Source organism: Pseudomonas sp. DrBHI1 (genome assembly GCF_002205115.1).
Lineage (GTDB): Bacteria > Pseudomonadota > Gammaproteobacteria > Pseudomonadales > Pseudomonadaceae > Aquipseudomonas > Aquipseudomonas mosselii.
In genome coordinates, this window is sequence record NZ_NIBE01000107.1 from 114346 (window position 1) to 127347 (window position 13002).

Sequence of the window (13002 nt, forward strand, 5' to 3'; positions counted from 1 at the left end):
GTAGCTCAGAACGCAATGGCTGCTTTATGGCAGTTGTGCGTGGGGCACATTCGTGTGCGCCGGGAACCTGAGCCTCGGTCTGTCAACCTACGTACAGCTGCCTCCATTGGTTTGACAGCTTGTGGTGGACGCCCCAAATTGCTCAGGTTACTACCATGATAAAAATTGTCCCCGACCCTCCGCTACAAGTATCCGACTCCCCTCATACCCTCGAGGACCTGCTCGTCCAGATCGCCGAGTATCTCGTCTGCGCCCTCACCGCCGCCCAGCACGCCGCCATGATCCACACCAAGCCGCCGGGCCAGGTCATGGTCCTGACCGCCGTGCACGAAATCGACAGCGCACGCAGCTTGGTCGAAATGGCCCTGAGCCGTGTACAGGCAAGGCATTGATCGCGCCCTGAGAACAAGGAGAACCGGCATGACTCAAGACAAGCGCATCACCACCGTGGGCATCGGCAGCTTTGGCGAAAGCGGTGAAGTCGACAACGAAACTCCACTGTTTCAGGTCGTTGCTGGCCACCCCATGGACTATGCCCTGGAACAATCCACCCACTTGATAACCTGCGCCTACACCCTGAGCGATATCGCACTGACTCAGGATCTGAAGAACGCGCCTACTTTGTTAGCCGCCGCCCACTATCTCACCGGCATGGCCAAAGCACTGTCGCAAGATGTCTCTCACGCAGTGACGAACTGCCCCGCTGGTTGATGCAAAAAGCCCCGTAGCGCGAACTACGGGGCTTTCAGCAAAGATATCGGTAAAGACCTTTATCGCATCAACCAAGCTGTTCGAATCGCCGCCGCCTGACGAACAGGCCCACGCCCAACCCCGTGGCAAGGACCGACAGCAATCCCAGGTCCAACCCGAACAAACGGGCTTGGCTAACAATGATGCAACCGACGACACCAATCACCACCAGCGCCACCCCCAGCCACTTGCGCAACGGGTAAGGCCTGAGGAACCGATCCAGCAGGCCATAAAGCACCAGGCCGATGACCGCATAGGTAATTTCGGACACAGGCGCCTCCCTCAGGTCTTGATGATCAGGGTCGAAGTGGAGTGCTGCGGACCGATGCCGCCATTGACCTGCGCCTCGATGCTGACCAGCACATCGCCAGCATGGTAGGTAGGCAAGACGTCATTGGCATAGGCACGCACCCCCGCGCCCACCGGCACGCCAACGTAAGGAGAGGCTACAGAGCTGGCGGCGGCGGCGAACGCCGAGGCGGCAAGGTTGGCAACCTTGGTGCGCTGGGCATTGAGGGTATCGCCCTGCTGGCGGGTCAACGGCTTGGAGATACCGATCTTCATCACGCACGGCAGCCCTTTGGCCAGCATCTTGTCGTACACCTCGACGACCTTGCTGTTGACCTCGTAGTGGGCACTCTTCGCTTCGCCAAAATGCAGCTCGCGCAATCGCCCGCGCTCGCTGTCGGTCAGGGTGATCTGCGAGACGTTGAAGACGATCCCGTGATTACCCATGTATTGAAAAGTACCCTCGAACTTCATTGCACGCGTCCTTACGAAACAAAGGTCGCGATTCTCTACGAGAGCAGCGCCGCTGCAAATCGTGGCAGGTTGCCAGCAAGCGCCGAAGGCCCGCGGTTTTCCTGCTGCCGGTATTCCTTTTTTCAGGACCGCGGACCCGATGCTGACGCACGCTATCAGCAAGTTGCCATAAAAAACACGGGCAATGAAAAAAGCCCCGAGACATTAATCTCGGGGCTTTCCATGTATGGCGGAGAGATAGGGATTTGAACCCTAGGTACTGTTGCCAGTACAACGGATTTCGAATCCGTTTTTAGTCATAAATTTTTCTAACCAAAAACAATAAAAATCAATAAAATCAGCAGCTTCAATGCATCGCAACACAACACAGTTCCACATCATTCGGGGGACTAATTCCCCCAAAATTCCCCCACCATTGTAAGCAAATCCCAAAGCCATCAGATCGTCACTGACCGTCTTGAAACGAGGCCTGGAGATCGCCATCTCGCTACTACGCCCTCATTACTTTCCACGCGCAGCACCTCGCTGCTGAGGGCGTAGCGGAAAATCGGATCTTGATCGATGAAGCTCTGGATGAGCCTGGGACATGCAATCCAATCGATCTTTGGGCATTCACACATTCCCCCATTTCATTGGACGCCTCCCGCCGCAGGTGATGGGTCATGAACCGCTGGCCGCTGATGTCGGCCAGCGGTTGTTTTCAAAGACGCAACATGTGGACTGCCAGACCGACCAAGGCGCAGGCAAAAAGCACCTGGATTACACCTCGTTTGAAGCGGAACAAAGCAATCGCTGCAGCAACCGCGATCACTGCGGAAGGCCAGTCAAACGTCCCACTGAAGCCCTTCGGCCAAAGCACGTGGTAGCCAAAGAACATGGCGAGGTTCAGGATCACGCCCACTACAGCGGCCGTGATCCCCGTCAGCGGTGCGGTGAATTTCATCTCGTTGTGGGTCGACTCCACCAATGGGCCGCCGGCAAGGATGAAGAGGAACGACGGCAAGAAGGTGAACCAGGTGACGAGACTCGCCGCGACTGCGCCGGCAAGGAATGGGTGTTCCACACCGAACATCGGATGCACATACCCCCCCACGAAGCCGACGAAGGCGACCACCATGATCAGTGGTCCGGGCGTGGTTTCCCCCAAGGCGAGGCCATCGATCATTTGGGTCGGCGTCAGCCAGCCGTAATGCCCGACAGCGCCCTGGTAGACATAGGGCAGCACCGCGTAGGCACCACCAAAGGTCAGCAGTGCGGCTTTGGTGAAAAACCAGCCCATCTGCGTCAGGGTTCCGCTCCAGCCAAACGACAGTGTCAGCAGCCCCATGGGTAGGACCCAGAGCGCGGCACCGACCAGCAACAAGCGCAATAAGTGACCCCAGCTGAAACGGGCATGCTCGGGAGCTGGCGTGTCGTCATCAATCAGCGCCGGGCCATAGTTACTCTTTGCGGCGCCATGGCCGCCACCGATCACGAACTTGCTTGGGGCAAAGCGCCCTCCCACATAGCCGATGATGGCGGCAACCAGCACGATCAGCGGGAACGGCGCATTCAGGGCGAAGATGGCCACGAACGAGGCGCCGGCCATGGCCCACAGCCAGCCATTCTTCAACGCGCGCGAACCGATCCGGTGGGCTGCGTGGACGACGATTGCCGTGACCGCCGGCTTGATGCCATAGAAGATCCCTGCCACTACCGGGACCTCACCGAAGGCGATATAAACCCAGGACAAACCGATCAGGATGAACAGTGAAGGCAGTACGAACAACGCACCGGCAATCACCCCGCCCCAGGACCGGTGCATGAGCCAGCCGATATACGTGGCGAGCTGCTGAGCCTCAGGGCCGGGCAACAACATGCAGTAGTTCAGTGCATGTAGAAATCGCTTTTCGCTGATCCAGCGCCGACGCTCGACCAGTTCCTGGTGCATGATCGAGATCTGCCCGGCGGGCCCACCGAAGCTGATAAAGCCTAACTTGAGCCAGAACAGGAAGGCTTCAAACAAGCCGACCGGCTGCCGGGCAGCTTGAGAGGACGGCTGTTCGCTCACGGTGGAGGTGGTATCAACCATTTTGGGCTTCCTCACTTGCAAAAGCCGTCAGCAGGCCATCGAAAATGCCCCCGGCGACGGTTGTCAGTTGATCGTCATCGACAATGCTTTCTCTCAAGCCAGCGAGGACACGCTCGATGCCCGAAGCCTCGGTGGGCTGGCTACCTCCCACATCCAGGTAGTGAATGATGCCGGCCAACCGAACCAGGCCTGGCTGCTCAACCGCAAAACTCTCGATGAGCGTTTCGAAGGACACTCGCTGCCCGACATGGCTGAATCGGGCACCATCAAAGTCGAAGCCGAGCGCATCGCTTGGACAGTCGCTGGGACTGTCCAACCAAATGAATTGCGCGTTTGCATCGATGAAGCGCCGGATCAACCAGGCGCATGCCAATCGGTCCACCCATGGGCGCTTTCGCGTTGCCCAGCGGCGGCCCTGATAGTCGCCGCGCTCAAGCAGGGTGATGGCTTCCTCGTGTGCGCTGGGTTCATCGCATGACAGGGCACGGCTAATCGCGGTCTCAAGCTCCTGCAAGGCCGAGTCGGCTTGAGCCTTGAGTGCACCCGGGAAGAAGTCGATCGCCGCCAACTGGCCGAATGCCTTTCTCAGCTTGCGTACCTGCCGTGCAGTCTGCAGGGCATTGTCCGGCGAGAGATCCGCTCGGCAGCCTGCAACTTCTTCGACCAGTCTGGCGTAATCCTCGCTTCTGTCGAACAACCCACTGAAACGCTCTTCACGTTCAGGTAGTGAGAGCAGGAATGCCGTGCCATTGATGGCCAGTACATCTCGCTCCACGGCTTCGAAGGTCTCGCGGCCCACAGGATGTTCCGGCAGCAAATACACGCCATCGCGCAGAACGGCGGCACCAGAGGCCTTCAGGGTTCTCCAGGCGCGCATGCGCTCGGTGGCGTTGGCCGTCGGCAAGCCGAGAATCAGTAGCGACCAATTAATCATGTAGATTACTCAACATAAAACGTAACATTATCTACATTAATCCAGTTGTGGCCAAAATCAACAGATTTCATCGGGTATCGGGTGAGCACGTTGGTCGGCACGTGAGCGTGTTGACCATATCCCCCAGGGGGGGATACGATTTTATGATCCAGATATAACCCTGGCGATTGAGATCATCTCCCGCTGTACCCGGAGTTGCCATGCTTTCCGTCCTGAAAAACCGCACCTACAGACACCTGTTTATCGCTCAGGTGATCGCCCTGATCGGGACAGGCCTGGCGACCGTGGCACTTGGCCTTCTGGCCTATGATCTGGCCGGCGCGCAGGCCGGTGCGGTACTGGGCACTGCGCTTGCGATCAAGATGGTGGCCTACATTGGCGTGGCCCCGATCGCAGGTGCGTTCGCCGAACATTTGCCCAGAAAAGCGATGCTGGTCTCACTCGACTTGGTCAGAGCAGCAGTTGCCCTGTTGCTCCCGTTTGTTACGGAGGTTTGGCAGGTCTACGTGCTGATTTTCGTGCTGCAGTCGGCATCTGCCGCGTTTACCCCAACGTTCCAGGCCACCATCCCCGACATCCTCCCGGACGAGCGTGAGTACACCCGCGCGCTATCACTTTCTCGCCTGGCCTATGACCTGGAGAGCGTCATCAGCCCTATGCTCGCGGCGGCACTGTTGACCGTGGTCAGCTTCCACAGCCTGTTCGGGGGTACCGTGGTGGGCTTTCTCGTGTCTGCTGCCATGGTGGTTTCGGCGGTACTGCCCGTTGCCGTTCGCGGGCCCAAGCGGAGCATCTACGAACGCACGACCAAAGGTCTGCGGATCTTCCTGCATACTCCACGCCTGCGTGGCCTGCTGGCCTTGAACCTGGCCATTGCCGCAGCCAGCGCAATGGTGATCGTGAATACAGTAGTGCTGGTTCAGGCGAAGCTCGGGCTGGATCAGAGCGCAATGGCCATGGCGTTGATGGCCTTCGGCGGTGGGTCGATGGTAGTAGCGCTGGTGCTTCCGCGACTGCTGGAGCGCTTGGATGATCGTAAGGCCATGCTTGCCGGCGGTGCGGTCCTAGTGGTCGGTTTGCTGGTTGGGGCCTTTATCTCCAGCTATTTGGCTTTGATTGCGCTATGGGTGGTATTGGGCGCTGGCTATTCCCTGGCTCAAACGCCATCAGGGCGAATTTTGCGTCGGTCTTCCTCTGCCCAGGATCGTCCGGCGCTGTTCGCTGCGCAGTTCGCCTTGTCCCATGCCTGCTGGCTGATCACTTACCCGTTGGCCGGGTGGCTGGGCGCCAGGGTCACCCTCACGGTCGCATTCATCGGCCTGGGCCTTCTCGCCGCCGTCGCCTGGGGACTGAGCAAGTGGATCTGGCATCCCGACCATGATCAAGAAACTGTGGCTCATCAGCACGATGATCTGCCTGAAGACCACCCTCATGTCTCGGGTGGCAAAGCTCATGCTCATTCGTTTGTCATCGATGACCAGCATCGCAAGTGGCCGCCTCGCTGACTGCGCGGCACTCCATTCACCATTCACCGCTATGGTGGCATCTACATGGCGAAACCTGACATTGCGGCCAGGTTTTTAACAGTGGAGATTGCCATGAAAGTCAGTGCCCGTAACGTCTTCAAAGGAAAGGTCCGCGAGTTCCGTCCAGGCGCGGTTAACAGCGAGGTCATCATAGAACTCGCCGGCGGCGAAACGCTGGTAGCTGTGGTCACAATGGAGAGCGTCGACAACCTCAAGCTCGTACCAGGTGCCGACGCGGTCGCCCTGATCAAGGCGCCTTGGGTGATGCTGATGACGGAGTCCAGCGATATTCGCCTCTCTGCGCGCAACTGCCTCACTGGCAAGGTCGTGAGTGTCACTGAGGGTGCCGTCAATGCCGAAGTGACGCTGGAGCTTGCTGGCGGGACCAAGGTTTACTCAATCATCACCCGCGATGCTGTTCAAGAGCTGGGATTGGCCCCAGGTCTCAGCGCAACTGCCGTCATCAAAGCGTCCCACATCATTCTGGGTGTTCCAGCCTGATGTCGCTCGCTGGAGCACCGAGCGGTGCTCCAGCACTGCGGCGATAGCGCCGGCAAAGGAAGTGCGCAGCGTCAACGCTACTTCTTGAGCCCTTTCAGTCGCACATTGGCTCTCTGCACAGCAACCATTTTTTCCGGGCGCTTCATGCGCTTCCACTTGCGAATCTCATATTTCGATCGGCCGCAACTCACACAAAGGTCGCCCTTCAACTGACACAGCGAAATACAAGGGTTCTCAATCTGCGAAGCCATTGATGAGTTACCTGGGGACGGGATTGCGAAACATGGGGGCAGGCAGCAGTTGCAACCTGCATCCATACATCAGGCTTGGTGGATCTCCACCGTCAGGTGCCGTACTTCATGAACCGGCAGCAGCCGCTCACGAATAGTTGCAACAGTGGTGGCTGCTTGGCCAACCACGCTGACGATAGCGGCGTGAGCGTCGGGCCCTACGCGCCAGACATGCAGGTCGCAGATTCGGACGTCGCCCGGCTGCTCGATAAACTCTCGGATTTCCTGCGCTACGTGGTCATCGGTCTTGTCCAGGAGGACACCGGCAGTCACTTTCATCAGGTTCCAAGACCAGCGCCCGATAACCACGGCTCCCACGATACCCATCACAGGGTCGAGCCAGGCCCATCCAAGGTACTTGCCCGCGAGCAATGCAACGATCGCCAGAACCGACGTTAGGGCATCGGCAAGGACATGCACATAGGCCGAGCGCAGATTGTTATCGCCACCGCTATGCCCATGGGTGTGATTGTGATGATGGTCATGTCCATGATCATGGTCGTGCCCGTGGCCCAACAGCAGTGCACTTACGATGTTTACCAGCAAGCCAACCACCGCGATCCCGATAGCCAAGCCGAACTGGACATCATTGGGTTGAAACAGACGGACGACTGACTCAGCACCAACGGCCAGTGCAACCAGGCCCAGGATCAGCGCCGAAGCGAATCCACCAAGGTCGCCGACTTTGCCCGTACCGAAGCTGAACCGAGCGTTGGTGGCGTGGCGTTTTGCGTATGCATACGCGGCGGCTGTTATACCGAGCGCACCAGCGTGCGTGGCCATATGGAAACCGTCGGCAAGCAGCGCCATCGAGCCGGTGATGTAGCCGGCGGCAATCTCACCCACCATCATCACAACGGTCAGCATGACCACCCAAAGCGTGCGCTTGGCATTCTCTTCATGGGCGGCACCGAGAAAAACATGATTGTGAGCAACTGCCGTGGTGCTCATTGGTTGGATGTCCGAGGTCATTTCGAGTACCGCTGAATCGCTTCCAGAAGTTCTTCCATGCCTTTGCTGCGCTCTTCGTCAGTAAGAGCGGGGGCAGCCACATGCGCCCAGGCATGATCCTTGATGATCTCGTCCAGCAGCCCATTCATCGCGCCGCGAGCCGAAGCCACGAGAAACAGTGTTGAGGCACAGTCAGCTTCATCCATCAGTGCCTTTTCGATGGCTTGAACCTGCCCGGCAATGCGCTTGACGCGTTTGAGCAACGCATCTTTTTCTGCTGCGAGATGGCCCATCGTATCCCCCCCCTACCTATATAATCGGCGCAGAGAGTGACATACCCCACCCCCCTATACAAGGAGTGTCATTCTGTAGGTGAAATCTGGAGACGAATGGCCTGGCTTGTGGGTCTTTCAGCCGCCATTTGAAAGAAGTGAAGATAGAGCCGTCCTTGGCTCTGATGGGGGATCAGTCGTGTGCGTGGCCGTGGCTTGTACTATCAGCCGTTGCCTCAGGCTCGGTATCACTGCAAGCGACGAGCAGACCGAGAAGACTGATTACAACGAGCGAACGTAGCAGTTTGGTGGTCATATCGTGGATTCCACAGAGCAAAAAAGGGGATTCATGGGGCGAGGCTCACTGCTCGTGAACCCCGACCAGGCCTCATTTCTTCAGGTTGAGGTAGTCGCCAGCCGTGTTCAGCACGATGGTGACGTTGCTCGAGGTACGGTTACGCCAGAACCAGCCGTGGGTACCGTCGAAGAGTGCTGTCAGCTCACCCTTGTCACCATTCACCTGGCGGCCCTTGTTGTAGCTGTGGAAGTCGCCCTGGGCCGCATCGTAGGTCTCGCCATGGGTGTCGTGGTTGACCGGCCCCGATGCACTCCACTCGTAGGCCACGACAGTTCCCTTACGCATTTCGAGTTTGATCTCGCGCCCTTCGCCGGGCTTTAGGGTGAGGCTGACTTCGTCAGTTTTTGCCGCAGGCTTCACTGCAGGCTTGGCAGGTTCCACCACTGCAACCTGTGGTACCGGAGCAGGAGCAACCGTAGTAGCCGCTACCGTCGTAGCAGGTGCGGGCATAGCCACTTTGGCTGCAGCCTCATCGGCCAAGGCCTCTTGGGCCAGCGAGATCTTGATCTCGCCCTTCTGAGTGAGGCCCATGGCTCGACCCAAACCCGTTGGGTCGACCGCATACTCTGACGGCATGACCACGGTGACAAGAAGCCCCATTGCGGTCGCGAGGGCGATGGCGGTCGACCGGAGGAGCTGACGGCTACTCGGCAGTTCGCTTGCCGAAGGAAGTGGAGAGTTGAACATATTCAGGATCCTCAAGCGGTAACGAACAGGCCGGTCAGCTGATAACCCATCAGCAGGAAACCAGCGCTCATCATGGCAACGTTGGCGGTGTAGGCATGGCGCCAGAAACCACCGGTTCTTCTCCAGAAACCCATCACGATCAAGATGGCACTCAGCGCGAGCAACTGACCGATCTCAACCCCGACATTGAAGGCAATGAGGTTGGGAATCAGGCCGTCGGCTGAGATTTCGTATTCCTGGATCTTGGTTGCCAGGCCAAAGCCATGCAGCAGGCCAAAGGCGAGCGTCGCGGCTTTGGTGTTCGGCTGGTAACCGAACCAGCGCTTGAAGGCCCCCAGGTTGTCCATCGCCTTGTAGACCACCGAGAAACCGATGATCGCGTCGATGATGTAGGAGCTGATGCTGATCTCTGTGAGCACGCCAAACAGCAGCGTGACAGAGTGCCCGACAGCGAACAGCGTGACGTAGAGGCCTACGTCCTTAAGGCGGTAGAGGAAGAAGATGACGCCAAACAGGAACAGTAGATGGTCATAGCCCGTCATCATGTGCTTGGCGCCCATGTAGATAAACGGGATCAGCATGACGCCGGAGCTTTCCTGGATGAATCCCTTGTCGCCTTCGGCTACAGCGTGTGCCAGTGCCTCCGGCATGCCGATGAGCAATGACGCTATGAGCAGGAACAATAGAAAGAGGGGTGGGCGTGTGCGCACGGCGAACAAGCTCCCACCCGGAATAGAGTGTAAACGCATGGATCAATCCTATTTTGCAGTGATCAAGTGCCGCAGAGCGGCCTGGGTCAACACATAAAGGCAGGACGAGGTGGGCGTTCGATCCGGAAGATGGGTGGGTGGGGGACTGGGTCACCTGACCAGGCCAACGGTACTGGCGGCCCGAAGGTCGCTATCAGCTGCGCGGCAGATGACAGTTGGGGCGTCTCATGTTGGTGGTCAGGTGTGAGCGGGGCGTGGTAGTGGTCTGCGCAGTGACTGCAGCCCGATGAAACCTCGCTGTTGTCATGCCCATGCTTCAAGGCTACAGCATCTTGGGCAGAGGCTCGGGGCGGGACCGCCAACGAATAAGCATGCGCCGTCCAGGCCAGCATAAAGGCCATAGCCAAAGCCACGATCAGGGTCGATGACAGGAAACGACGAGACATCCAGATGCCTTTGAGGGTGATCCAACAGCAAAGCTGCACGTTTGACCTAACCCCCTAGGGGGGATAGCATCGCAAGCGTAATGGATCGCCAATAGAGACTCAAGACATGTCCGATCACTCGCATGATCACCAGCACGATGCCGAACAGGGCCATACCCACACGCACCAAAGCCATGAGGCGATCATCAAGCGCCTGAAGCGGGCTGACGGTCATCTGCGCAGCATCATTGCCATGATTGAGGACGGGCGTGAGTGCGTAGATATTGCCCAGCAGTTGCATGCCGTTGAAAAGGCGGTCTGCCAAGCCAAGCGCACGCTCATCCAGGACCATATCGACCATTGCCTGGAAGACTCAGTGACTGCTCTGAGCAAAGGAGATCGCTCGGCGCTGGACGAGTTCAAGCAGATCACCAAGTACCTGTAAGGCTGGCGCGGCCGCAGGAGTAGCCCGGACGATGTTTGAACTGACCAGCTACCTTGGATTGTTTCTGGCGGCGTTCGCCGCGGCAACTTTATTGCCCATGCAATCAGAGGCAGCGTTGGTTGCGATGCTCGTGTCTGAGCATTATCTACCGTTAGCGCTTCTAGGCGTAGCCACCACCGGCAATGTGCTTGGCTCACTGTTCAACTGGGTACTCGGCCTAGGTGTTGAGCATTTCAAGCACAAACGCTGGTTTCCGGTCAGTGAGGCCAAGATGGGGAAGGCACAGGACCTCTACCAGCGGTATGGGTTCTGGTCACTGCTGCTGAGTTGGGTACCCATCATTGGAGATCCAATCACGTTGGTAGCTGGAGTCATGCGTGAACCACTTTGGCGGTTCTTGCTGCTGGTCACCTTGGCGAAGGGCGGAAGGTACCTGCTCCTGACACTTCTGGTACTTGGGAGCATGCCGTGACTTCAATTGCTCCCCTTTCCGAGGCAGACCGGCACGCCGGCCAGGACCTGATCAAGTGGATTGCCTTGATCACGATGGTGCTCGATCACACGCGATTGGCCTGGCCGGCGACTGGTGACTTGTTTGTGCTCGGCCGGCTTTCCTTCCCCTTGTTCTGCTTGGCGGTGGCCATCAACGTTTCGCGGAATCAGCCTGGCGAGTTTTTTACCCGGAGCAATGGTCGGTATCTCGCACTATTGGTGCTGTTCGCCGCTCTGTCTGAGGTGCCTTACCGTTTGGTCAGCACCTCCGGGACGTTTAACGTCCTGGTCACCTTGACGCTGGGGCTTCTGGTTGCTTGGGGAGTGCAGCATCGAACGCTTGAAAGCCTCGTGCTGGCGGGTGGAGCTATTCTGGCAGCCTATCTGCTGAGCGAGCCGCTGATGTACGGCGTCTTTGGAGTATTCGTACCGGCGTCTCTGGTGCTAGCCATCAGGCGCCCTGAACTGTTCGCGTTACTCCCGGTGGCGCTCTGTGTCGTCATCAATACGCGGAGTGGCCTGTTCGAGCAGGCGGCGCAACTGGAGCCATTCGCTATTCTCGCACTGTCGACTGCCGCCCTGGCGCCGCTGCTCGGATTAGCTCTGTTCTGGGCACCGTTGCCATTCAAGGTCTTGCCAGTCACACAATGGAGCTATTGGTTCTACCCCGGCCACCTAATAGCGCTGCTGGGTATTCGCAACATGCTGTAGAGCTCGACTCTGCCTCGACGGCTGGCATCCTCAGGGCAAGAACGCCAGCGTTGGAAAGATCGGCGGACTGCCTTAGTGGCAGTGGCGGTCGCCCGTTTTGTGATTGGTATGGCAGCCCTTGGAATCGGTACCGCCGCTGTGTGCGAAGGCGGCTACTGAGGAGAACGAAAGGACTGCAGCGATCACGAGGGAAGCGATTTTCATCAGGCTACTCCATGTTTGGTGTTGTAGTGGCAGATTGCCGCACCGAGCATATGGCCAAGAGCATCTACACAACAATCACAATTATGACAAAGCCGATGAAAGGAGTTATCCAAATTTAGGAGGGCCCACACAGATTGCTTGGGCATAACGGGTTGTCGAGGAAGGACCGTTTTGGTGAATCGCGGCCGGCTGCTCTCGACCCACAGCGGACCCATGGAGCAATACTTTCCCGTCTTCTACGCTATCAGGCACAGGTCTGGAGCGAGGGCAGAAATGACAGTCAGCCGTAGAGATGATCTTACCTATGCGATCCTGATGATCACGGCCGTTTTCTTTTACTCCAGCATGAGTGCCGACCCGCTGTACACAGGTCTTGGGTACCTACTCGCAGTGCTCATTGTGACGCTTATACTTGGCTTGATCTTGCGTGCGCCTGCTCTGTTTCTCACCGGAACGACATTCACAGCCATCGCCACGCTGTTGATCTATATGAAAATCATGTCCAGCCTGGACCACACCGAGGGAATGTTAGCGCTTGGGCACATGTTTTCCGTGCCCGGCTTGTTGATTGGTGCGGGCGTGTCAGCTTGGCTGTTGAGGGATCGCGTGAAAACACGCTTGCCATGGATCGTCGCGGGCGTTGGTGTTCTGGGTGCCGCCTTCGGATTCATGGTCGCCCAGATGGTTGTATGCAATACACTGATGTACTGCGGTGCACTGTCGCTTGGGGTATAACGTCGAGCCGAGTGCCCGCCTTTGGTCGATAGTTGCCATTAGCGAAGGCAGCCATGGGTCGCAAGCAGACGCTGTTCGGGCCGTCCGCTCGAGGGTGTCAGAAATTTTGTGTTCGGGCATAACATGAGTAAGAGGTGCATGTATGCCAACCAAAAAGAAACCCTTGCGTGACCTGCCC

18 protein-coding genes are annotated in these 13002 nt (G+C 57.9%); 8 read left to right on the forward strand and 10 right to left on the reverse strand.

The genetic code is table 11. The features are described from left to right. The first annotated feature begins 155 nt into the window (after positions 1 to 155). Positions 156 to 392: a hypothetical protein gene (locus tag CC207_RS21555; protein ID WP_088852724.1), complete on the forward strand. Its 237-nt coding sequence runs from the start codon at positions 156 to 158 to the stop codon at positions 390 to 392. Positions 393 to 420: 28 nt separating this feature from the next. Continuing rightward, positions 421 to 711, forward strand: coding sequence for a DUF3077 domain-containing protein (locus CC207_RS21560; RefSeq protein ID WP_062360538.1), 291 nt, complete (start codon positions 421 to 423; stop codon positions 709 to 711). Between the two features lie 67 nt (positions 712 to 778). On the opposite strand, the gene CC207_RS21565 is transcribed toward CC207_RS21560, so the two are convergent. The 4 genes from CC207_RS21565 to CC207_RS21585 form a co-directional block, all read right to left on the reverse strand. Further along, the gene (locus tag CC207_RS21565; protein WP_088852725.1) at positions 779 to 1021 is read right to left on the reverse strand and encodes a hypothetical protein; all 243 of its coding nucleotides are present in this window, start codon (positions 1019 to 1021) and stop codon (positions 779 to 781) included. 11 nt (positions 1022 to 1032) lie between these two features. Continuing rightward, positions 1033 to 1512 carry a hypothetical protein gene (locus CC207_RS21570; protein WP_069016385.1) on the reverse strand — a complete coding sequence of 160 codons (480 nt, stop codon included), beginning with the start codon at positions 1510 to 1512 and terminating at the stop codon, positions 1033 to 1035. 700 nt (positions 1513 to 2212) lie between these two features. Continuing rightward, positions 2213 to 3583 (reverse strand): chromate efflux transporter, encoded by a 1371-nt coding sequence (gene chrA, locus CC207_RS21580; protein ID WP_088852726.1) that lies wholly within the window; start codon positions 3581 to 3583, stop codon positions 2213 to 2215. Continuing rightward, positions 3576 to 4517 (reverse strand): chromate resistance protein ChrB domain-containing protein, encoded by a 942-nt coding sequence (locus CC207_RS21585; protein WP_143496147.1) that lies wholly within the window; start codon positions 4515 to 4517, stop codon positions 3576 to 3578. The genes chrA and CC207_RS21585 overlap by 8 nt, the downstream gene beginning before the upstream one ends. 200 nt (positions 4518 to 4717) lie before the next feature. Here CC207_RS21585 and CC207_RS21590 point away from each other — a divergent pair, with 200 nt between their 5' ends. Next, on the forward strand, positions 4718 to 6022 hold the full coding sequence (locus CC207_RS21590) for an MFS transporter (RefSeq protein WP_088852727.1): 1305 nt from the start codon (positions 4718 to 4720) through the stop codon (positions 6020 to 6022). 93 nt (positions 6023 to 6115) lie between these two features. Then, positions 6116 to 6544 (forward strand): molybdopterin-binding protein, encoded by a 429-nt coding sequence (locus CC207_RS21595; RefSeq protein ID WP_088852739.1) that lies wholly within the window; start codon positions 6116 to 6118, stop codon positions 6542 to 6544. Between the two features lie 77 nt (positions 6545 to 6621). Here the strand turns inward: CC207_RS21595 and CC207_RS21600 are convergent, their stop codons facing one another. The 5 genes from CC207_RS21600 to CC207_RS21620 all read right to left on the reverse strand — a co-directional run bounded on the left by CC207_RS21600 (position 6622) and on the right by CC207_RS21620 (position 9851). Further along, positions 6622 to 6795: a DUF1289 domain-containing protein gene (locus CC207_RS21600; RefSeq protein WP_088852728.1), complete on the reverse strand. Its 174-nt coding sequence runs from the start codon at positions 6793 to 6795 to the stop codon at positions 6622 to 6624. 69 nt (positions 6796 to 6864) lie between these two features. Further along, complete coding sequence (dmeF, locus tag CC207_RS21605; RefSeq protein WP_088852729.1) at positions 6865 to 7806, reverse strand: CDF family Co(II)/Ni(II) efflux transporter DmeF; 942 nt, start codon at positions 7804 to 7806, stop codon at positions 6865 to 6867. Further along, entirely contained in the window at positions 7803 to 8078 is a 276-nt protein-coding gene (locus tag CC207_RS21610) for a metal/formaldehyde-sensitive transcriptional repressor (protein WP_088852730.1), read from the reverse strand. Before CC207_RS21610 ends, dmeF begins: the two co-directional genes overlap by 4 nt. Positions 8079 to 8445: 367 nt before the next feature. Next, positions 8446 to 9102 carry a hypothetical protein gene (locus CC207_RS21615; RefSeq protein WP_088852731.1) on the reverse strand — a complete coding sequence of 219 codons (657 nt, stop codon included), beginning with the start codon at positions 9100 to 9102 and terminating at the stop codon, positions 8446 to 8448. Between the two features lie 11 nt (positions 9103 to 9113). Then, a complete protein-coding gene (locus tag CC207_RS21620) occupies positions 9114 to 9851 on the reverse strand; it encodes a HupE/UreJ family protein (RefSeq protein WP_088852732.1) in 738 nt (245 codons plus the stop codon). Positions 9852 to 10364: 513 nt separating this feature from the next. Here CC207_RS21620 and CC207_RS21630 point away from each other — a divergent pair. From CC207_RS21630 to CC207_RS21640, 3 genes are read left to right on the forward strand one after another with little or no spacing between them, the layout of a single operon-like run. Beyond that, positions 10365 to 10682 (forward strand): metal-sensing transcriptional repressor, encoded by a 318-nt coding sequence (locus CC207_RS21630; RefSeq protein ID WP_088852734.1) that lies wholly within the window; start codon positions 10365 to 10367, stop codon positions 10680 to 10682. Positions 10683 to 10713: 31 nt separating this feature from the next. Beyond that, a complete protein-coding gene (locus CC207_RS21635; protein WP_088852735.1) occupies positions 10714 to 11154 on the forward strand; it encodes a YqaA family protein in 441 nt (146 codons plus the stop codon). Further along, complete coding sequence (locus CC207_RS21640; RefSeq protein WP_088852736.1) at positions 11151 to 11885, forward strand: TraX family protein; 735 nt, start codon at positions 11151 to 11153, stop codon at positions 11883 to 11885. The genes CC207_RS21635 and CC207_RS21640 overlap by 4 nt, the downstream gene beginning before the upstream one ends. A gap of 72 nt (positions 11886 to 11957) precedes the next feature. On the opposite strand, the gene CC207_RS26840 is transcribed toward CC207_RS21640, so the two are convergent. Further along, positions 11958 to 12089 carry a YHYH domain-containing protein gene (locus tag CC207_RS26840; protein WP_143496149.1) on the reverse strand — a complete coding sequence of 44 codons (132 nt, stop codon included), beginning with the start codon at positions 12087 to 12089 and terminating at the stop codon, positions 11958 to 11960. Between the two features lie 273 nt (positions 12090 to 12362). Here CC207_RS26840 and CC207_RS21645 point away from each other — a divergent pair, with 273 nt between their 5' ends. Beyond that, positions 12363 to 12824, forward strand: coding sequence for a hypothetical protein (locus CC207_RS21645; RefSeq protein ID WP_143496151.1), 462 nt, complete (start codon positions 12363 to 12365; stop codon positions 12822 to 12824). Positions 12825 to 13002 lie beyond the last annotated feature (178 nt).

What these genes read in the sequence shown, in the direction of transcription:
- CC207_RS21555 (WP_088852724.1), top strand. Translation starts at nt 156, where the DNA reads ATGATAAAAATTGTCCCCGACCCTCCGCTACAAGTATCCGACTCCCCT.
- CC207_RS21560 (WP_062360538.1), top strand. Translation starts at nt 421, where the DNA reads ATGACTCAAGACAAGCGCATCACCACCGTGGGCATCGGCAGCTTTGGC.
- CC207_RS21570 (WP_069016385.1), bottom strand. Translation starts at nt 1,512, where the DNA reads ATGAAGTTCGAGGGTACTTTTCAATACATGGGTAATCACGGGATCGTC.
- chrA (WP_088852726.1), bottom strand. Translation starts at nt 3,583, where the DNA reads ATGGTTGATACCACCTCCACCGTGAGCGAACAGCCGTCCTCTCAAGCT.
- CC207_RS21585 (WP_143496147.1), bottom strand. Translation starts at nt 4,517, where the DNA reads ATGATTAATTGGTCGCTACTGATTCTCGGCTTGCCGACGGCCAACGCC.
- CC207_RS21590 (WP_088852727.1), top strand. Translation starts at nt 4,718, where the DNA reads ATGCTTTCCGTCCTGAAAAACCGCACCTACAGACACCTGTTTATCGCT.
- CC207_RS21595 (WP_088852739.1), top strand. Translation starts at nt 6,116, where the DNA reads ATGAAAGTCAGTGCCCGTAACGTCTTCAAAGGAAAGGTCCGCGAGTTC.
- CC207_RS21600 (WP_088852728.1), bottom strand. Translation starts at nt 6,795, where the DNA reads ATGGCTTCGCAGATTGAGAACCCTTGTATTTCGCTGTGTCAGTTGAAG.
- dmeF (WP_088852729.1), bottom strand. Translation starts at nt 7,806, where the DNA reads ATGACCTCGGACATCCAACCAATGAGCACCACGGCAGTTGCTCACAAT.
- CC207_RS21610 (WP_088852730.1), bottom strand. Translation starts at nt 8,078, where the DNA reads ATGGGCCATCTCGCAGCAGAAAAAGATGCGTTGCTCAAACGCGTCAAG.
- CC207_RS21615 (WP_088852731.1), bottom strand. Translation starts at nt 9,102, where the DNA reads ATGTTCAACTCTCCACTTCCTTCGGCAAGCGAACTGCCGAGTAGCCGT.
- CC207_RS21620 (WP_088852732.1), bottom strand. Translation starts at nt 9,851, where the DNA reads ATGCGTTTACACTCTATTCCGGGTGGGAGCTTGTTCGCCGTGCGCACA.
- CC207_RS21630 (WP_088852734.1), top strand. Translation starts at nt 10,365, where the DNA reads ATGTCCGATCACTCGCATGATCACCAGCACGATGCCGAACAGGGCCAT.
- CC207_RS21635 (WP_088852735.1), top strand. Translation starts at nt 10,714, where the DNA reads ATGTTTGAACTGACCAGCTACCTTGGATTGTTTCTGGCGGCGTTCGCC.
- CC207_RS26840 (WP_143496149.1), bottom strand. Translation starts at nt 12,089, where the DNA reads ATGAAAATCGCTTCCCTCGTGATCGCTGCAGTCCTTTCGTTCTCCTCA.
- CC207_RS21645 (WP_143496151.1), top strand. Translation starts at nt 12,363, where the DNA reads ATGACAGTCAGCCGTAGAGATGATCTTACCTATGCGATCCTGATGATC.